The organism is Pseudomonas sp. VD-NE ins (assembly GCF_031882575.1).
In the GTDB taxonomy this organism is placed as follows: Bacteria; Pseudomonadota; Gammaproteobacteria; order Pseudomonadales; family Pseudomonadaceae; genus Aquipseudomonas; species Aquipseudomonas fluorescens_BZ.
This window is the reverse complement of sequence record NZ_CP134772.1, coordinates 1,066,441-1,084,704: the sequence shown is the minus strand read 5'-3', so window position 1 is coordinate 1,084,704 and position 18,264 is coordinate 1,066,441. Positions and strand designations below refer to the sequence as shown.

General features: G+C 58.4%; 24 protein-coding genes. 13 read left to right on the top strand and 11 right to left on the bottom strand.

The features are described from left to right. The first annotated feature begins 240 nt into the window (after positions 1-240). Entirely contained in the window at positions 241-864 is a 624-nt protein-coding gene (locus RMV17_RS04620) for a hypothetical protein (protein ID WP_311885883.1), read from the top strand. Positions 865-912: 48 nt separating this feature from the next. Here the strand turns inward: RMV17_RS04620 and RMV17_RS04615 are convergent, their stop codons facing one another. The 5 genes from RMV17_RS04615 to RMV17_RS04595 form a co-directional block, all read right to left on the bottom strand. After that, entirely contained in the window at positions 913-1,824 is a 912-nt protein-coding gene (locus RMV17_RS04615) for an SDR family oxidoreductase (RefSeq protein ID WP_311885882.1), read from the bottom strand. Positions 1,825-2,061: 237 nt separating this feature from the next. Beyond that, positions 2,062-2,964, bottom strand: coding sequence for an alpha/beta fold hydrolase (locus RMV17_RS04610; RefSeq protein WP_034154514.1), 903 nt, complete (start codon positions 2,962-2,964; stop codon positions 2,062-2,064). Continuing rightward, positions 2,964-3,746 (bottom strand): class II aldolase/adducin family protein, encoded by a 783-nt coding sequence (locus tag RMV17_RS04605; RefSeq protein ID WP_077571168.1) that lies wholly within the window; start codon positions 3,744-3,746, stop codon positions 2,964-2,966. Before RMV17_RS04605 ends, RMV17_RS04610 begins: the two co-directional genes overlap by 1 nt. Before the next feature lie 131 nt (positions 3,747-3,877). Beyond that, positions 3,878-4,564: an LrgB family protein gene (locus RMV17_RS04600; protein ID WP_311885881.1), complete on the bottom strand. Its 687-nt coding sequence runs from the start codon at positions 4,562-4,564 to the stop codon at positions 3,878-3,880. Continuing rightward, positions 4,554-4,940: a CidA/LrgA family protein gene (locus RMV17_RS04595; RefSeq protein WP_034154511.1), complete on the bottom strand. Its 387-nt coding sequence runs from the start codon at positions 4,938-4,940 to the stop codon at positions 4,554-4,556. Before RMV17_RS04595 ends, RMV17_RS04600 begins: the two co-directional genes overlap by 11 nt. 95 nt (positions 4,941-5,035) lie before the next feature. Between RMV17_RS04595 and RMV17_RS04590 the strand changes: the two genes are divergently transcribed. Next, on the top strand, positions 5,036-5,923 hold the full coding sequence (locus RMV17_RS04590) for a LysR family transcriptional regulator (RefSeq protein WP_311885880.1): 888 nt from the start codon (positions 5,036-5,038) through the stop codon (positions 5,921-5,923). On the opposite strand, the gene RMV17_RS04585 is transcribed toward RMV17_RS04590, so the two are convergent. Then, positions 5,913-6,368, bottom strand: coding sequence for a flavodoxin (locus RMV17_RS04585; RefSeq protein WP_311885879.1), 456 nt, complete (start codon positions 6,366-6,368; stop codon positions 5,913-5,915). The two genes, RMV17_RS04590 and RMV17_RS04585, sit on opposite strands and share 11 nt — an antisense overlap. Before the next feature lie 154 nt (positions 6,369-6,522). Here RMV17_RS04585 and RMV17_RS04580 point away from each other — a divergent pair, with 154 nt between their 5' ends. Both RMV17_RS04580 and RMV17_RS04575 read left to right on the top strand, forming a co-directional pair. Beyond that, positions 6,523-6,999 carry a PAS domain-containing protein gene (locus RMV17_RS04580; protein ID WP_077571163.1) on the top strand — a complete coding sequence of 159 codons (477 nt, stop codon included), beginning with the start codon at positions 6,523-6,525 and terminating at the stop codon, positions 6,997-6,999. A 54-nt stretch (positions 7,000-7,053) separates the two neighbouring features. Next, positions 7,054-7,659 carry a hypothetical protein gene (locus tag RMV17_RS04575; RefSeq protein ID WP_016987019.1) on the top strand — a complete coding sequence of 202 codons (606 nt, stop codon included), beginning with the start codon at positions 7,054-7,056 and terminating at the stop codon, positions 7,657-7,659. 3 nt (positions 7,660-7,662) lie between these two features. Here RMV17_RS04575 and RMV17_RS04570 read toward each other — a convergent pair whose 3' ends face one another. Further along, the gene (locus RMV17_RS04570) at positions 7,663-8,622 is read right to left on the bottom strand and encodes a MerR family transcriptional regulator (protein WP_311885878.1); all 960 of its coding nucleotides are present in this window, start codon (positions 8,620-8,622) and stop codon (positions 7,663-7,665) included. Between the two features lie 213 nt (positions 8,623-8,835). On the opposite strand from RMV17_RS04570, the gene RMV17_RS04565 reads away from it, so the two are divergent. The 6 genes from RMV17_RS04565 to RMV17_RS04540 all read left to right on the top strand — a co-directional run bounded on the left by RMV17_RS04565 (position 8,836) and on the right by RMV17_RS04540 (position 11,925). Next, on the top strand, positions 8,836-9,402 hold the full coding sequence (locus RMV17_RS04565) for an antibiotic biosynthesis monooxygenase (RefSeq protein WP_034154506.1): 567 nt from the start codon (positions 8,836-8,838) through the stop codon (positions 9,400-9,402). Between the two features lie 133 nt (positions 9,403-9,535). Then, the gene (folM, locus tag RMV17_RS04560) at positions 9,536-10,246 is read left to right on the top strand and encodes a dihydromonapterin reductase (RefSeq protein ID WP_034154505.1); all 711 of its coding nucleotides are present in this window, start codon (positions 9,536-9,538) and stop codon (positions 10,244-10,246) included. A gap of 20 nt (positions 10,247-10,266) precedes the next feature. Then, entirely contained in the window at positions 10,267-10,827 is a 561-nt protein-coding gene (gene folE / locus RMV17_RS04555; RefSeq protein ID WP_034154504.1) for a GTP cyclohydrolase I FolE, read from the top strand. Then, positions 10,828-11,199 (top strand): dihydroneopterin triphosphate 2'-epimerase, encoded by a 372-nt coding sequence (gene folX, locus RMV17_RS04550; protein ID WP_103305134.1) that lies wholly within the window; start codon positions 10,828-10,830, stop codon positions 11,197-11,199. A gap of 98 nt (positions 11,200-11,297) precedes the next feature. Beyond that, positions 11,298-11,594: a DUF1244 domain-containing protein gene (locus RMV17_RS04545; RefSeq protein WP_034154503.1), complete on the top strand. Its 297-nt coding sequence runs from the start codon at positions 11,298-11,300 to the stop codon at positions 11,592-11,594. Next, positions 11,587-11,925 (top strand): HopJ type III effector protein, encoded by a 339-nt coding sequence (locus RMV17_RS04540; protein ID WP_311885875.1) that lies wholly within the window; start codon positions 11,587-11,589, stop codon positions 11,923-11,925. The genes RMV17_RS04545 and RMV17_RS04540 overlap by 8 nt, the downstream gene beginning before the upstream one ends. A 189-nt stretch (positions 11,926-12,114) precedes the next feature. Here the strand turns inward: RMV17_RS04540 and trxB are convergent, their stop codons facing one another. Beyond that, positions 12,115-13,077 (bottom strand): thioredoxin-disulfide reductase, encoded by a 963-nt coding sequence (gene trxB, locus RMV17_RS04535; protein WP_034154501.1) that lies wholly within the window; start codon positions 13,075-13,077, stop codon positions 12,115-12,117. Between the two features lie 311 nt (positions 13,078-13,388). Here trxB and cysZ point away from each other — a divergent pair, with 311 nt between their 5' ends. Both cysZ and RMV17_RS04525 read left to right on the top strand, forming a co-directional pair. Continuing rightward, positions 13,389-14,141, top strand: a complete 753-nt coding sequence (cysZ, locus tag RMV17_RS04530) for a sulfate transporter CysZ (RefSeq protein WP_007912358.1) — start codon at positions 13,389-13,391, stop codon at positions 14,139-14,141. A gap of 54 nt (positions 14,142-14,195) precedes the next feature. Next, entirely contained in the window at positions 14,196-15,395 is a 1,200-nt protein-coding gene (locus tag RMV17_RS04525) for a glycosyltransferase family 1 protein (RefSeq protein WP_311885874.1), read from the top strand. A gap of 135 nt (positions 15,396-15,530) precedes the next feature. Here the strand turns inward: RMV17_RS04525 and RMV17_RS04520 are convergent, their stop codons facing one another. From RMV17_RS04520 to RMV17_RS04510, 3 genes are all read right to left on the bottom strand, one after another. After that, positions 15,531-16,634: an NADH:flavin oxidoreductase gene (locus tag RMV17_RS04520; protein ID WP_311885873.1), complete on the bottom strand. Its 1,104-nt coding sequence runs from the start codon at positions 16,632-16,634 to the stop codon at positions 15,531-15,533. Between the two features lie 226 nt (positions 16,635-16,860). Next, the gene (locus RMV17_RS04515; RefSeq protein WP_034154498.1) at positions 16,861-17,343 is read right to left on the bottom strand and encodes a glutathione peroxidase; all 483 of its coding nucleotides are present in this window, start codon (positions 17,341-17,343) and stop codon (positions 16,861-16,863) included. A gap of 123 nt (positions 17,344-17,466) precedes the next feature. Continuing rightward, on the bottom strand, positions 17,467-17,952 hold the full coding sequence (locus tag RMV17_RS04510; RefSeq protein ID WP_007912368.1) for a peptidylprolyl isomerase: 486 nt from the start codon (positions 17,950-17,952) through the stop codon (positions 17,467-17,469). On the opposite strand from RMV17_RS04510, the gene RMV17_RS04505 reads away from it, so the two are divergent. Then, entirely contained in the window at positions 17,921-18,247 is a 327-nt protein-coding gene (locus RMV17_RS04505; RefSeq protein ID WP_093436299.1) for a DUF3565 domain-containing protein, read from the top strand. The genes RMV17_RS04510 and RMV17_RS04505 overlap by 32 nt on opposite strands. Positions 18,248-18,264 lie beyond the last annotated feature (17 nt).

The window sequence follows — 18,264 nt, the reverse complement described above, 5'->3', positions numbered from 1 at the left end:
GTTTGCAGCGGCCTTTTTTATGGGCGCCGCTTTAACCACTTCACCTGCATCAGCGGGAAGATCCCCCATTGCCGTAGGAAATCTCCTGCTGATCTTTTAATAACAAGCTCTCAAACCGCCTTCCACATTATTCATACAACCAAGCAGGTCATTACTGACGATCGATGCAGATTTTTCCGTTCGAAAGCTGATGTAGGTTTATTGCTCCGCAAAACCGAAAATTCGCAGTGAGTAAAACGAATGTTGGAGCAAAGTTTTGTTGAGGCCGCCGAGACAAAAATTGAAGGAAAAGGGTCTGCAGCCAACCTCATCATGATCAAGCGTCTTGACGCCATACTGGAGCGCAAGCTCGAGATGACCGATACCGATCGGCGGTTCTATGCCTATTCACTTCGAATGATGGAGAGATTCAGAGCGATGGGACTCGCTGACGACTACATTCCCAAAAGTAATCCGTCCCTCTGGAATAATCTCCATACGGCCACACTTGAAGACTTCAAACTGAGCGACGATGAGTCATTACGCTATACCGACGAGGCCATCGACGCGGCGAAAAAACAGGAGCTGGAAGCATTTGAATGCGTCAGTGGATCCAAGAGTTCGATTGCAAAACTCGAACAAGCTGTCAGGCAAGAAAGTCTCAGAGACTTGTTATCAGTTTTGGCTCTCGGTTTGGCATTTCCCTCCATCGACACACTGTTCGGGCGTTATCGATTTGAAGTCATCGCGCGCGGTGAATTGTGGAGAACGTATGAGGAATTATTTCATGAGGGTGTATTGGCTGAGGGCAATGCGGCTGTCGCCATTCCGGGTCCAAACTGGAGAATCCCGGAGTTCATGATTGATAAACGGTACAAGGAATAATGGAACGAGCCTCGCCGCATCGAGAACGCAGCGAGGCTCAAACGTCTTTTAAAGCGAATACTTCTGCAAATTCGCCATCATCTCCTTCAGCGCCTCAATGTTGTCCTTCGGATGCGCCGCCCCTTCGAAATCACAAATCTGCTGCCAGTGCGCCGCGACATCTTCCGGCGAGAAGCCTACGCGAGGGTCGAAGCCAGCACCGAGGCTGCGTTCCCAACGCACCTTGCCCATCCAGCCGCCACCGACTTCGAACAGCCCGGAAGTCTCCTGGCATTGCTCACTGGCCAGATACACCACCAACGGGCTGACCAGCTCCGGCTTCAATTGCTCGAACACTTGCGGCGGGATCAGGCCTTCGGTCATGCGCGTGCCGCCGGTTGGCGCGATGGCATTGACGAGAATGTTGTTCTTGCGGCCCTCGATGGCCAGTGTGCGGGTTAAACCGTAAAGGCCCAGTTTGGCCATGCCGTAGTTGGACTGGCCGAAGTTGCCGTAGATGCCCGAGGTCGAGGCAGTAAAGATTACCCGGCCATAGTTTTGCTCGCGCATATGTGGCCACGCGGCGCGGGTAACTTTGTAGGCGCCTTCGACGTGGACGCGGTAGACCAGGTCCCAATCGGCGTCGTCCATTTTGTGGAAGGTCTTGTCGCGCAAGATGCCGGCGTTGTTGACGACGACGTCGACGCGGCCAAAGGCATCAAGGGCGTTCTGCACCAGTTTGTCGCCGTCGGTGACCGAGTCGTGGTTGGCTTCGGCAATGCCGCCAGCTTCGCGGATTTCCGCCACCACGCGATCGGCGGCAGAGGCATTGGCGCCTTCGCCCTGGGTCGAGCCGCCGAGGTCGTTGACCAGCACTTTGGCGCCCTGTCTGGCAAACAGCAATGCGTGGGCGCGTCCGAGGCCACCACCGGCTCCGGTGACGATGACGACTTTTTCTTCGAAACGCACAGACTCATTCATCGCAGCAACTCCAGCAGGCCAGTATTGACCCTGAGTGTCAGGCACTGGGCTTTGGGTCACAACGAACACGGCTGAGGCTGAATGGTGTGCAATAAGGTTGCGGGATGATGAGGGCGTCAAAGAAACAAAAGAGCAAAAGATCGTCCGAACGCGGCCCGAGCCTCCGGCAGCTCCTACACAAATCCAATGTAGGAGCTGCCGCAGGCTCGGGCCGCGTTCGGACGATCTTTTGATCTGTCAGGAGCAGGCGACTTTGCGCGGCGGCAGCACAAAACGCTCACGAAACTCCAGATAGTGCTTGAGCACCTGCACCGGCGCCTCGCTCTGTGGATAGTGACCGATGCCCGGCAACAGCACCGTGTCCGCGTCGGGGATCAACTCGCGATAGCGCTCGACCATGTGCGCCCCGGAAATCGGATCGACTTCACCATCGATCACTCGCAACGGAATCTCGCCGCGCTGCATCGCCTTCACCCAGCGATCCCGCTGCACCCGGCGTTCGGGAATGTAGCTGATCAACTTGTGCATGATCCGAGGCCCGCGATTGCTGTCGACCAGGCTCCAGAAGTCGTCCAGTTCGCTTTCGCTCGGCCGCGTCTGCGGACCGAAGATCTGCCGGAAGCTTTTCACCAGAGCATCACGAGTAAACGCCCGACCAATCATCCAGCCCAACGGGCTAAGCAGCAGTTTTTGCATTAGCACCGGACGATGGGTTTCCGGAAACAATCCGCCATTGAGAAACACACAACTGGCCACTTCGATCTTGTCTTCGTAGTGTCGGGCGAGCAGTTCCTGGGCAACGCTGTCACCGTAATCATGCGCCAGCACATGCACCGGTTGTTCAACCTGCAAGTGCGCGAGCAATGCCTGTTGCAGGTCAGCCTGTTCCAGCAAACTGTAGGTGTGATTGATCGGTTTGGCCGAATCGCCAAACCCGAGCATGTCGCAGGCAATCACCCGATATCGCTGGGCCAGCGGCTGCCACAGATAATGCCAATCCCAACTGGCGGTCGGGAAACCGTGGATCAGCAACAGCGGCTCACCCTGCCCCGCCGTCCAGTAACGGATCGGCTGGCCACGAAAGACAAACGTCTGGCTGCGTTTGCGCCAGACACACAGAGGAATCTCGGCAAGAGGCATTAGAGTTTATATCCGGGGTCTTGTTTATCGAGTTTGCGCAGCAACGCCGGCCAGGCCAGCGCACCACCCATGCCTTGAGCACTTTTGGTGACGCCGGCGATCATCGCTTTGGCGCCTGCCAGAATTTGCGGTTCGATGGCGATGAGTTCAGCCCCGCCGGTTTGCGCCATGACCTGAATGTCGCAGGCGCGCTGGAAGGTGAACATCATCAGGAAAGTGTCGGCGATGGTGCCGCCACAGGTCAGCAGACCGTGGTTGTGCAGCATCAGGAAATTGTTTTCGCCGAGGTCGGCCTGCAACCGCGCCTTCTCTTCGTGATTCAGCGCCACGCCTTCATAGGCGTGATAAGCCAGACTCGAGAGAACGAACAGCGACTGCTGACTGATCGGCAACACGCCCTGCTTTTGCGCCGACACCGCGACACCTGAGGCGGTGTGCGTATGCAGCACGCAAACCACATCGTGCCGCACTTCGTGCACGGCGCTGTGGATGGTGTAGCCGGCGGGGTTGATCTCGTAAGGACTGTCCATGAGTTTGTTGCCGGCCTGATCGACTTTCACCAGGCTCGACGCGGTGATCTCGTGAAACATCAGACCGAACGGGTTGATCAGGAAGTCTTCGGTGCCCGGCACCTTGGCGGAAATGTGGGTGAAGATCAGATCGTCCCAGCCATGCAGCGCGACCAGACGATAACAAGCGGCGAGATCGACTCGGGTCTGCCACTCTGCGGCGCTGACCTGGTCTTTGACATTAAGGGACGATTGGACGGGGGCTACGCTCACTGTATGCACCTCTGCGTTCTTATTGTTCTGCACGTGTGAGCAGTCTAGTCAGGCGCAGAGGATCGCGTAGTTGCATTGGCAGCCAGCTTGATGACTGACCGAGTCAGCAATGCAAACACCTTGGATCCATGTCAAAGCCACGACGCCAACAAAGGCGCGGCAAACAGATTGAGCAATCCGGTCAGTACCATCACCAGCCCGGCGACAGAACCTTCTTCGCCGCCCACTTCATGAGCCCGGCTGACACCGGCACCGTGCGCGCCCACCCCGAACAGCGCACCGCGCGCCAAGGCACTGCGCAACGGCAACCACTTCAACAGCACGCCGCCGAGCATTGCGCCGAACACTCCGGTGAACATCACAAAAACGGCAGTCAACTCCGGCACGCCGCCGAGGTTCTGCGCCAGCGGCATGGCGAACGGTGTGGTGATCGAGCGCGGCACCAGTGACATCGTCACCGAACTGTCGAGCGCAAGCGCCCTGGCCAATCCGAATGAAGTGCCAATCGATGCCGCACTGCCGGCAATCATGCCCAACAGCAGCGCCGACCAGTGCCGCATCAATAAACGGCGCTGCTGCCAGATCGGCACAGCGAAAGCCACGGTGACCGGGCCGAGTACCAGCATCAGCCAATGGGTGTTGCTGGAATATTCGGCATACGCGGTGTGCAGGGGCACGGCGAGCGCCAGCAGCAACGCCGGCACCAGAATCAACGGTGACAAGACATAGCGTCCGGTGCGCCGATAAATCCAGCGACTGAACAAATACGCCAACAAGGTGGAGGCGAGCCAGAACATCGGCATCCATTCAAGCTTCATGGGAACGCCTCATGCGCACGGCCAGTTCTACGGTGAAAGCCGTCACCAGCATCACCATCAGGGTGCTGGCAGCGATGACCAGCAGGATGCGCCAACCGTCATTGCGCAGCAACGCGCCGTAGTCGAGCAAGCTCATCAGTGCCGGAATGAAAAACAGCAGCATCTCGGCCATCAGCAAACCCGCGCCCAATTGCAGCGCCGCCGGTTTGACCCATCCGAAAGCGAAGGCCAACAGTAACAGCGCCATGCCGATCACGCCGCCGGGAATCGGCCAGGCTAGCCATGCGGCGAGTTGGCAGCCAAGCAGGTAGAGACCGAGTAACACGGCGAGTTCGACGAAGAGACGGAAAAAGTGTTTGAGACGGGCGGCGTTCATGATTGTGCTCCTGACAGGGGTCTATTTTACGAAGCGGCCTGCCATCCCCGAAGCGAATTGTTAGACTCAACATCATTCCAAAATGGAATCAGGCGATGGAATTCAAACAGCTGCGCAGTTTTGTCGAAGTCATGCATCAGGGCGGTTTCACCCAGGCCGCCAAAACCCTGCACATAAGCCAGTCAGCGGTGAGTAAACAAATCGCGCAACTGGAGCAGAGCCTTGGTACACCTCTGCTCGAACGTCTCGGTTCGCATTTGCGCCTGACCGCCGCTGGCAGTGTGGTGCTGCAACGGGCCGAGGGCATGCTGCGCTTGCGCAACGAATTGCTCGCGGAACTCGACGACCTCACTCAGTTGGCACGTGGAGAGCTACGCCTCGGTTTGCCGCTGCTGGGCAGTGACGCGCTGTTCGCCGGATTGTTTGCCGAATACCGGCGACGCTACCCGAATATCAGCATTCAATTGCTCGAGGGCGGCAGCCGCAATGTCGAGCAAGCGGTGCTGAGCGGTGAACTGGAGTTGGGCGGCAGTCTGTTGCCCAAAGATCCGCAATTCGACTGTCAGCCGTTTTGCGATGAGCCACTCGACGCCCTGCTGCCGGTGGATCATCCGCTGGCCGATCGGGGTGAGATCGGTCTGGAAGAATTGGCCGAGACGCCATTCCTTCTATATCAGCGCAGCTTCGTGCTCAATGACCGTTTGCTGCAAGCGTGCCAGCAATTGGGCTTCACGCCGAAGGAAGGCGGACGCAGCGGTCAGGCAGATTTTCTTGCGGCGCTGGTGGCCGCCGGGCAAGGCGTGGTGCTGTTGCCCAGCGTGGTCGCACGCGGGCTGGTGCGGCCAGGCGTGATACGCCTGACTTTGCGTGCGCCGGATTATCTGCGCTGGGATATCGCCTTCATCTGGCGCCGGGGCGCGTATCTGTCGAAGGCTGCACAGGCGTGGCTGAGCTTGTTGCGCGAGCGCGCGGTCAGCCCTTGAGCGCGTCGATCAACTGCGCCAGCCAAGGCTCGGCGTCGGTTTCCGGGGTGACGCTTTCGCTGGCGTCGATACGCAGCATCTTTTGCACTTCACGCACGCCCAGCTCGCCGAACAGTTCACGCATTTGCTCGCCACCGCCACAGAAGGTGTCGCCGTAACTGGCGTCGCCCAAGGCAATCACCGCGCCCGGCAAACCGAGCAATGCGGCTGGCAACTGGTCGCGAATCGCCGAATACAGCGGCTGCAGGTTGTCGGGCAATTCGCCCATGCCGGTGGTCGAGGTCACCGCGAGCAATGCTTCGGGGCCAAACGCCTGGATGTCGGCGAGGCTGGCGCGCGCGTTGTAGAAGGTTTCAAAGCCAGCGGCTTTCAACAGGTTCTGGGCGTGACGGGCGACTTCTTCGGCGGTGCCGTAGACCGAACCGGAGAGGATGGCGACTTTCATCAATCTGATCCTGAAACTGGAAAAAAAGAGCCGCGATAGTAACAGCCTCCAGCGCAAAGCTGCGACTGGATCTCAATTGGCGGTAATGGCCAGTAGACAGCGCCTACGGTTCTTCTAGAATGCGAGCCACTGACAACTCTGAAAGGATTCAAAGATGATCAACGCCAGCCTGCTGCAAATGGTAATCAACGCGTCGAACGACGGGATTGTGGTCGCCGAAAAGGAAGGTGAACAGAACGATATCCTGATCTATGTGAACCCGGCTTTTGAACGACTGACCGGCTACACCAGCGAAGAGATCCTCTATCAGGACTGCCGCTTTTTGCAGTCCGGAGACCGCGATCAGGAAAGCCTGAAGCTGATTCGCGAAACGCTGGATAACGGTGGATCGTGCCGGGAAATCCTGCGCAACTATCGCAAGGACGGCACACCATTCTGGAATGAACTGTCGCTTTCAACGGTGAAAAACGCCGATGACGGGCAGACTTATTTCGTTGGCGTACAAAAAGACGTCACCGTTCAGGTCAAGGCTCAGCAGCGCGTGGCGCAGCTTGAAGCCCAAGTTGCAGCCCTTGAAGCAGAACTGGCTGCACTGAAAGCGACAAACGGTCAAAACAAAATCGCGAACTAAGTGTCATTAACTACAATCACCAATGACTTTGTAACTATATCTTTCGAGTTAGCCATGCAGCGCGACGCCCTACTCACTCAGGATGAGCTGGATTTCATCCAGACCATGCAGCACAACCCGCAATTGAACGTGCGGGATGCGACGTCGAGTCTGCTGGTTAACGGCGGTTCGCAGATCCGAGATTTGCTCACGCGCCTGGCCGCTCACGAGCAAGTGACCATTCAGGCCAACTTCGAAAATCAACAGATGACCTTCCCGCTGCATCTGGTGGAAGACGAGTTTCACGCGTTGCATCTGCGCCTCGGCGTGCCGAGCATTTATGAGGACGGCCCGATGGTGCGGCCATGGCGATTGACTCTCGAAGAGCCAGTAGCGCTGGAGAACGCTAAAGGTCAGCCGGGTACGTTGTGGGTCCACGAGGTTTCACACAAAGGTGTGCTGCTGGAAGTGCGCAACAAGACCAAACCGCCCAAGCATTTCGCGTTGTGGTTCAGCCCTTCGGGTTACGAGCGGATTTCATTGCGGGGCAATTTCGAACGGGAAACCGAAAGTGGTTTCTACGCCTACGAACTGAGCCAGACCGACACCGACGAAACCGAACGCCTGCGCCAGTTCATCCTGCAGCAACATCGCCTCACCCATCCTGCCCTTCATACCTGAGTTTCAGGTATCCAGCTTCCCGGCCAGAAATTGCAGCATGCGCTGACGCATGTTCGCCCCTTCATTGCCCAGACACGCAACAGAAGATCCGGCCAGGCTGTCCTGCGCCAGATCTGAAGCGTCGCCCGCCAGCATCAACTGACAATCGAGACTCAACGCCAACCGGTTCAGACGCCGAGGCAATTCGGCACTGGGCGCGTGATTGGAAAACAGGACGAGTGCATCAGGTTTGATCTTTTCGCACACCAACGTCAGCTCATCGAATGGCTGACCTGTCGTCAGCACCCGAACACCAGAGTTGCTGTCGCTGAGAAACAGCGCCGCCACCAACAATTCCAGCTCTCGACATTGCCCGGCCAGCGCGCTGACGATCACCCGGCGCGGTTGCGTACCGCGCAACATGACGATCCGTTGCAACACCCGCGCCCGCAGGAATCCATCGAAGAACAGCCACTCGCTGGTTTGCCCGAAAGCCTCCTGACGCTGCAACAATTGCAGCCACAACGGCATGAGGATGTCCTGAAACACCACGGGCAGTGCATAGGAAGAGAAAATCTGCCCATAGACGCGATCGAGTTGCTGGTCGTCAAATGCACTGACCGCCTGTTGAATCTGCTCCTGCCATTGCCGGTAATCAGCCTGCACCAGATCATCCGGGATGATGTGCGCGAGCACTTTCATCGGTTCGGTCTTGGCCAGGATCTTGCCGACCTTGCTCACGGCGACACCGCGATCAATCCAGTCGACGATGCTGCGCACGCGCTCGATATCGGTCATCGAATAGAGCCGATGCCCACTTTCGGTGCGTGTCGGCTGGATCAAACCATAGCGCCGCTCCCAAGCGCGCAAAGTGACCGGGTTGACGCCTGTCAGGCGTGCGACCTCACGGATCGGAAACAAATCGGCGCGATCGAGCGCAACAGATGCCTGCGAAACAGGGTTGGCGTCCGTGATGACAGGCATATGGCGTTCAACTTCCATGTCGGTTCAATTGGATCCCATTCTAACGCTTATGCCCCGATCGGTTTCAAGTGATGAAATGCGACGAAAGTCGCTGGTTTAATCATGAAAAACCGGAATAATCCTTGCTTGTTGAAAAACGCAGGCCTCTACCCCGGCTATGCGTCAGGCGAAATTCCTACCCGGAGTGACGCACTCGAAATACGGAGATACAAAATGTCTACTTCCCCCGTTACGCTGATGGTTGCCCGTCGCGTCGCCGACGGCCGTTATCAGGATTTGATCGCCTGGCTGCGCGAAGGCGAACAACTGGCCACTGACTTCCCCGGTTACCTCGGCTCTGGCGTGCTCGCTCCGCCGCCCGGTGATAACGAGTTCCAAATCATTTTCCGTTTCGTCGATGAACAGACGCTGCATGCGTGGGAGCATTCGGCTTCGCGCACGGCGTGGCTGGATCGTGGCAGCGACCTGTTTGCCCACCCGAAAGAGCATCGGGTCAGTGGAATCGAAGGCTGGTTCGGCGCGGCCGGTCAGCGTCCACCGCGCTGGAAGCAGGCTGTCGCGATCTGGCTGGCGTTCTTTCCGGTGTCACTGCTGTTCAACTTCGTTCTAGGCCCATTGCTCGCTGACATGAGCCTGTTGCCGCGCGTGTTGATCAGCACGGCATGCCTTACACCGCTGATGGTTTACTTCTTTATTCCGCTGTCGACGCGCTTGCTGGCGAACTGGCTGAACAGCACGCCGGTACGCATGCCTGTTTCGGCGACACCTCAGAAACATTAAAGATCGCAGCCTCGTTGCACTCGACAGCTCCTACAGGACTGAACACAGACCAGGGTAGGAGCTGCCGCAGGCTGCGATCTTTTCAGGCTCGTCGCTGTTATAGTTTTTGCTCCCACCGCGATGCGAGCCGTTCATGCCTGATTCCTCAGCCCCGATCCTCATCACCGGTGCCGGCCAGCGCGTCGGTCTGCATTGCGCGCAGCGGTTACTCGAAGAAGGCTATCGCGTCATCTTCACTTACCGCAGCGAACGCCCCGGCGTACAGACGCTACGAGATCTGGGCGCCATCGGCCTTTTCGCCGACTTTTCCAGCGAAGCCGGAATTCTCTCCTTCATCAACGAACTGAAAACCCACACCGACCGCCTGCGCGCCATCGTGCACAACGCCTCGGAATGGCTGGCCGAAACCCCGGACAACGAAGCCGAAGCCTTCACACGCATGTTCAATCTGCACATGCTAGCGCCGTACCTGATCAACCTGCATTGCGGTGAATTGCTGCAACGCTCGACACCTGCGGACATCGTCCACATCAGCGACGATGTCACCCGCAAAGGCAGCAGCAAGCACATCGGTTATTGCGCCAGCAAGGCCGGGCTCGACAACCTGACGCTGTCCTTCGCCGCCCGCTATGCGCCGGCCATCAAGGTCAACGGCATCGCCCCGGCCCTGCTATTGTTCAATCCCGACGACGACGCGGCGTACCGCGCCAAGGCCCTGGCCAAATCCGCGCTGGGCATCGAACCCGGCAGCGAAGTGATCTACCAGAGCCTGCGCTATCTGCTCGACAACCCTTATGTCACCGGTACGACCCTGACCGTCAACGGCGGACGGCACGTCATATAAGCCGACTCGCGAGGATTTCCATGACCCGCTCACTGCCCGAGAATTACCGCGAAATCCTCATTGGTCTCGGTGAAGATCCCGACCGCGAAGGGCTGCTCGACACCCCGGTGCGCGCGGCCAAGGCCATGCAATACCTGTGTCACGGTTACGAGCAGAGCGTCGATGACATTGTTAACGGCGCACTGTTTGCCTCGGACAGCGACGAGATGATCATCGTCGCCGACATCGAGTTGTACTCGTTGTGCGAACATCACCTGCTGCCCTTCATCGGCAAGGCCCATGTGGCTTATATTCCGACAGGCAAGGTGCTGGGCCTGTCGAAAATCGCGCGTTTGGTGGACATGTTCGCCCGGCGCCTGCAGATTCAGGAAAACCTCACCCGGCAAATCGCCGATGCGGTGCAACAGGTCACCGAAGCCGCCGGCGTCGCCGTAGTTATCGAGGCCAGGCACATGTGCATGATGATGCGCGGTGTCGAGAAACAGAATTCGACCATGAACACCTCGGTCATGCTCGGCGCGTTCCGCGAGTCGAGCAACACCCGTCAGGAGTTCCTGCAATTGATTGGACGGAGCAAATAAATGTCACAACTTCAACCGGGAATGGCGCGCATCCGGGTCAAGGATCTGCGCTTGCGCACCTTTATCGGGATCAACGAGGACGAAATCCTCAACAAGCAGGATGTGCTGATCAACCTGACCATTCTGTATGCCGCACAGGAAGCAGTGCGTGACAACGACATCGACCACGCGCTGAACTACCGCACGATCACTAAAGCGATCATCGCCCACGTCGAGGGCAACCGCTTCGCGCTGCTTGAACGCCTGACGCAGGAACTGCTCGATCTGGTGATGAGCAACGGTTCAGTGCTGTATGCCGAGGTCGAAGTCGACAAGCCGCATGCGCTGCGGTTTGCCGAGTCGGTATCGATCACGCTCGCGGCTAGCCGCTGAGCTTCAAGCGGCGAGCTGCAAGCGTTAAGCTACAGCCACCCACAATCCAAACTTGCAGCTTGAAGCTCGCCGCTTGAAGCTGTCTCGAAGAGACCTCCATGAACGAGCAACAACGCCTCGAACTCGAAGCCGCCGCCTTCCGCCGGCTGGTCGCCCACCTGGACAGCCGCAAGGACGTGCAGAACATCGACCTGATGAACCTCGCTGGCTTCTGCCGCAACTGCCTGTCGAAATGGTACAAGGCCGAAGCCGATGAGCGCCAGATCGAGGTCAGCCTCGATGACGCCCGCGAAGTGGTTTACGGCATGCCGTACGCCGAGTGGAAAGCCCAATTTCAGCAAGAAGCCAACGCTGAACAGCAAGCAGCGTTCGCCAAAGGAAAAACCCATGAGTGATCTGAACAGCCTGCGCAGCAGCCTGAAGAGCGGCGAACACGCTTTCGCCGACACCCTGGCGTTCATTGCCGCCGGTTATGACTACCAGCCGCAAGCCTTCAACAACGGTGGCGTGGAAAACGCCGCCGGGCAGAACGAAGGCTCGTGCAAGACCTTGGGTCTGGCGCTGCTGGAAGGCCTGAGCGATGAAGAAGCGCTGCTCGCGTTCGGCGAGCATTACCGTTCGGTGGTAGCGACGCCTGAAGGTAGCGATCACGGCAATATCCGTGCGTTGATCAAGCACGGCATGGCCGGCGTGAAGTTCACCGCCCAGCCCCTGACTCGCCGCTGATTCCTCTATCCACACAAAATCCCTGTGGGAGCGAGCCTGCTCGCGAATACGGAGTGACATTCAACATTGATGTCGACTGAAACACCGCTTTCGCGAGCAGGCTCGCTCCCACATTGATCTGTGGTGGCTGTGAATAACGGGCACAAAAAAACCGGCCAATCTCTGGCCGGTTTTTTTATGCCTGCAATCTTAGAACGAAGCGTTCTGCAGACCGTCCAGGTAACGCTCGGTGTCCAGTGCCGCCATGCAGCCGGCGCCGGCCGAAGTGATCGCCTGACGGTAAACGTGGTCAGCCACGTCACCGGCAGCGAAGATCCCTTCGACGCTGGTCGCAGTCGCATTGCCTTCACGGCCGCCGTGCACCACCAGATAACCGTCTTTCAGGGTCAACTGGCCTTCGAACAGCGACGTGTTCGGGGTGTGGCCGATGGCGATGAACACGCCGTCGACGGTGATTTCGTCGAAGCTGCCGTCGTTGTTCTTCAGACGCGCACCGGTCACGCCCATGTTGTCACCCAGCACTTCATCGAGAGTGGCGTTCAACTTGAGGATGATCTTGCCTTCAGCGACGCGAGCGTTGAGCTTGTCGATCAGGATCTTCTCGGCGCGGAAGGTTTCGCGACGATGGATCAGGGTCACGGTGCTGGCGATGTTGGCCAGGTACAGCGCCTCTTCAACAGCAGTGTTGCCGCCACCAACCACAGCGACTGGCTTGTTGCGATAGAAGAAACCGTCGCAGGTCGCGCAGGCCGAAACGCCTTTGCCCATAAACGCTTCTTCCGACGGCAAGCCCAGGTAACGCGCGCTGGCACCGGTGGCGATGATCAGGGCGTCGCAGGTGTAAGTCGCGCTGTCGCCGGTCAGGGTGTAAGGCTTGGCGGCGAAGTCGACGGCGTTGATGTGATCGAACACGATCTCGGTTTCAAAGCGCTCGGCGTGCTCGCGCATGCGCTCCATCAGCACAGGGCCAGTCAGACCGTGGACGTCGCCCGGCCAGTTGTCGACTTCGGTAGTGGTGGTCAGTTGACCGCCGGCCTGCATGCCGGTGATCAGCAGTGGCTTGAGGTTGGCACGGGCCGCGTATACCGCAGCGCTGTAACCGGCAGGGCCGGAACCGAGAATAATCACTCGCGAATGACGGACTTCAGACATGACCTGCTCCTGTTGACCGGGCCGAAAAACAGGCCCGGATCGCCGGACTGCCGGCGGGAATAAAAAAGGACTGTGGAAAACCTTGGGGAAGGCTTGAGCTCGACAGTCCTGTAAAAAGTTGGGTGCAGCGTATCGAGGGGGGCAAGATTAAGGAAATACGGTTTAACAATCCAGCTCATAGGTGGTCTCTATGCCGTCACACTGACGAGATGGACGTCTTTGTTACAGTGAATGTCGATCGCTCTGCCGCGCTTTCGCCGCCGTTGCAAAGTCGGTAAGGTCGGCGCGTTTTCCCTTGCTCGGAGCACCTTATGCCCGCCCCCGTTCTGTCCGGCCCGCAATACTTGCGCGAAGGCCTGAAACTGGTCCTCAGCCCCGGCCTGCGCCTGTTCGTGTTGTTGCCGTTGGCAATCAACCTGGTGCTGTTCGTCGGATTGATCTATCTGGCCGGCCACCAGTTCAGCCTGTGGGTCGACACGTTGATGCCGTCGCTGCCCGAATGGCTGAGTTTCCTCAGCTACATCCTCTGGCCACTGTTTGTGGTGCTGGTGGCGTTGATGGTGTTTTTCACCTTCACCATGCTGGCCAACGTGATCGCCGCACCGTTCAACGGTTTTCTCGCGGAGAAAGTCGAAGTGGTGGTGCGCGGCACTGATGATTTCCCGGCGTTCAGCTGGGGCGAACTGATCGCCATGGTCCCGCGCACCCTCGCCCGGGAAATGCGCAAGCTCGGTTACTTCCTGCCCCGCGCGATCGGTCTGTTCATCCTCTCGTTCATTCCGGTGGTAAACATCATCGCCGCGCCGCTGTGGTTGCTGTTCGGCGTATGGATGATGGCGATCCAGTACATCGACTACCCGGCGGACAACCACAAACTGGGCTGGAACGAGATGCTCGCCTGGCTGCGGCAGAAACGCTGGCAGAGCATGAGCTTTGGCGGGATTGTTTATCTGGTGCTGCTGATTCCGGTGGTCAATATCCTGATGATGCCGGCGGCCGTGGCCGGGGCAACGTTGTTCTGGGTAAGGGAACGCGGTGCCGAAAACCTCGTGACTCAGCGCTGAGCCGCTGACCAACAGCGCGTCACAAATCCATCATCCAAACGTCACAACGTCGACATGGCCTCAGCCGACACTGAGGTCATGACGACAGCTCTACATATCACTCTGATCAGCGAAACCTTCCCACCGGAAATCAACGGCGTGGCCAATACCCTTGGCCGCTTGTGTGATGGATTGCGCGCGCGTGGCCATCAGGTTGAACTGGTGCGCCCGCGTCAGGCCGGCGATCCGCAGCGCAGTGAAGATGACGCGTTGCTGTTGTGTCGGGGCTGGCCGCTGCCGGGGTACCCGGGGCTGCAATGGGGTCAGTCGTCGATGCACAAACTGCTGCGGCGCTGGAAGCGTCAGCGTCCCGATGTGCTGTACATCGCCACGGAAGGCCCGCTCGGGTTATCGGCGCTGCGGGCGGCGCGGCGTCTGGGGATTTCGGTGGTCAGCGGGTTTCACACCAACTTTCAGCAGTACACCAGCCAATACGGACTCGGTCTGCTGACGCGGATGCTCACGCATTATCTGCGCTGGTTTCACAATCGTTCGGCGATGACCTTGGTGCCGAGCGTCAGCCAGCGCCTGGAACTGGAGCGGCGGCATTTCGAGCGGTTGGCGCTGTTGTCTCGAGGCGTGGACAGCCAGTTGTTTCATCCGAGCAAACGTCTGAATGCGTTGCGTGAGCAATGGGGTCTGTCCGAGCAGGACATTGCGGTGATTCACGTAGGGCGGCTCGCGCCGGAGAAGAACCTTGGCCTGCTCAAACGCTGCTTCGAAAAGCTGCGCGACACTTATCCACAGCGCAATCTGAAACTGATCGTCGTCGGTGACGGCCCGCAACGGCTGGCGCTGGAAAAGGATTTGCCAGAGGCGATCTTCTGCGGTGCACAGCGCGGTGAGGCTTTGGCAGCGCACTACGCGTCCGGCGATGTATTTCTGTTTCCGAGCCTGACCGAAACCTTCGGCAACGTGGTGTTGGAGGCGTTGGCTTCAGGGTTGGGCGTGGTGGCTTACGATCAGGCGGCGGCAGCGCAGCACATTCGCCATGGCTACAACGGCGTGCTGGCGATGCCCGGAGATGAGCAGGCTTTTTGCGATGCTGCTGCTTGGTTACTGGAAGAGGATGAGCGGCTGCGCTGTGTGCGCCTGAATGCGCGGCAGCATGCGAGTCGCCAGGGATGGGCGGCGGTTATCGAGCAGTTTGAGGGCCATTTGCGTGGGGCTTGTTTGGGGGAGTTGGTTGTCCCGAATGCGCAGACACTTCCCTGAATTATTGTTGCGTTTGAAGCCGCCATCGCTGGCAAGCCAGCTCCCACAGGGATTTCCAGTGATCACAGTTCGTGTGAACACCCGTGAAACCTGTGGGAGCTGGCTTGCCGGCGATAGCGTCAGTAAGGGCGCCGCTTAAACCAGCGTCATCAACGCCTCACGGCTGAACGGCAGAATATCCTGCTCACGCCCTTCGCGAACTTTCTGCGCCCAATCCGGATCGACCAGCAGCGCACGCCCCACTGCCACCAGATCAAATTCCTCTTTGTTCAAACGCTCCAGCAGGTTCTCCAGACTGGCCGGTTGCGCGACCTTGTCGGTATTCACCATGAACTGCAGGAACTCGCCATCGAGGCCGACACTGCCGACGGTGATGGTCGGTTTACCCGTGAGTTTGCGGGTCCAGCCCGCCAGGTTCAGTTCGGAATCGTCGAACTCCGGCTCCCAGAAACGCCGTGTCGAGCAGTGGAAAATGTCTACGCCAGCGTCGGACAGCGGCTTGAGGAACTCACCCAAGGCCTCCGGCGTTTGCACCAGACGTGCGGTGTAATCCTGCTGTTTCCACTGCGAGAAACGGAAGATGATCGGGAAGCCTTCACCGACCGCTGCACGTATGGCTTGAATCAGTTCGATGGCAAAGCGCGAACGGTTGGCCAGGCTGCCGCCGTATTCGTCGGTGCGCTGGTTGCTGCCTTCCCAGAAGAACTGATCGATCAGGTAACCGTGGGCGCCGTGGATTTCCACGCCGTCCATGCCGATGCTTTGCGCATCCTTGGCCGCTTGAGCGAAGGCTGCGATCACCTCCTGAATGTCTTGTTTAGTCATGCCGTGTACCACGACCTGACCGTCCTTGAGTTTCTCCGACGGACCGTAACCCGGCACGCTGGCGTCCGGCTCGGTGCCGATACGGCGCACGCTACCCACATGCCACAGTTGAGGGACGATCTTGCCGCCCTCGGCATGTACCGCATCGACGACTTTTTTCCAGCCGGCCAATGGCGCGTCACCATAGAATTGCGGCACGTTAGGGTAACCGTTGGAGGCCACGTGGCCGACGGTGGTGCCTTCGGTAATGATCAGGCCGACACCGGCGGCTGCGCGACGGCGGTAGTACTCGATGACTTTCGAATTAGGCACACCGCCCGGGGAGAAAGAGCGGGTCATCGGCGCCATGACCACGCGGGTCGGCAGTTCGAGGGCACCGAGGTGGAACGGTTTGAACAAGGCTTGAACCGGCATTGGAAGGCTCCGCAGGGAATGACTTTATGACGGCGATAATATGGAGAGCCGAAGACGTTGAACAGCATTATTGATTTCGGTGATTAAGGATTAAAAGACGCAAAGCAAAAGATCGCAGCCTTCGGCAGCTCCTACATGATCGGATGCGATTGGAACAAAAAAAATCGCAGCCCCGACAATCCCGTGTAGGAGCTGCCGAAGGCTGCGATCTTTTGATCTTGCTGTTTCAGCTCAGCGCTTTTTCAATTGCATGAACAATGGTCGGATCGTCCGGCGCCGTTCTCGGCGAAAACCGCGCCAGCACACGGCCGTCCTTGCCGAGCAGGAACTTCTCGAAATTCCAGGTGATGTCACCGGGAAATTCCGCACCCTCGCCCGCCAGCAAACGGTATAACTGATGCCGTTCGTGACCGTTGACTTCGAGCTTGCTCGACAACGGAAACGTCACGCCATAGTTGAGACTGCAGAAGTTCTGAATTTCCTTTTCAGTACCGGGTTCCTGGCCGGCAAACTGGTTGCACGGCAGACCCAGCACGCTGAACCCTTTGCCTTTGAATTGCTGATAGAGGTTTTCCAGCGCCGCGTACTGAGGCGTCAAGCCGCACTTGGAGGCGACGTTGACCACCAGCACGACTTGGCCCTTGAAAGGCGCCAGCGGTAGCTCCTGACCATCCAGGGCTGTCAACTTAAGGTCGTGAAAAGCACTCATGACGAACTCCAGGATTCCGATGTTCCACTCGAAACAGCCACTTGGCGAGACCACCAAGGACAGCCGCGGACTAAAAAGGCGCCCACAGGCGCCTCTCCAGTACTCGAAGCTTAGCGCAGAAAATCAGTGGTGATGGCCACCTTCGCCATGGACGTGGCCATGAGCGATTTCTTCCTGGCTGGCATCACGGATGTCAACGATCTTCACTTTGAAGTTCAGGCGCTGGCCGGCCAGTGGGTGGTTGCCGTCAACAGTCACGTCGTCGCCGTCGAGGTCACGGATGGTGACGATTTGCATCTGGCCGTCCGGCGCCGAAGCGTGGAACTGCATGCCGACTTCCAGCTCGTCAACGCCTTCGAACATGCTGCGGCTCAGGGTGCTGACCAGCTCAGCGGCGTATTCGCCGTAAGCGTCTTCCGGCTCAACGGAAACTTCCAGCTCGTCACCAACAGCTTTGCCTTCCAGAGCTTTTTCCAGGCCCGGGATGATGTTGCCTGCGCCTTGCAGGTAGACCAGCGGAGCGCCGCCGGCGGAGCTGTCGATGACCTCACCAGCGTCGTTGGTCAGGGTATAGTCGATGGAGACAGCCTTATTGGCGGCGATCAGCATGGGGCGAGACCTTTTGCATAAGAATATAGAAAGGCCAAGTTTAGCGAAGCAATCGCGCGAAAGCGAACACAACCCGGACAAACGGGTTTCGACGATCGCAGGCTTCCATCAGGATGAGGACGGTCATTGGGTGGTCGAGCTTTCCTGTGGCCATACCCAACACCTGCGCCATCAGCCGCCGTGGCAATCACGTGCCTGGGTGCTCGACCCGGCGCAACGTATTGAAAAAATAGGCCAACCCTTTGCCTGCGGTTGGTGCGCACAAGGCTCGGTTAGCGATAACCTTGGCGACTGAATTTCGGTAGGTCGTCA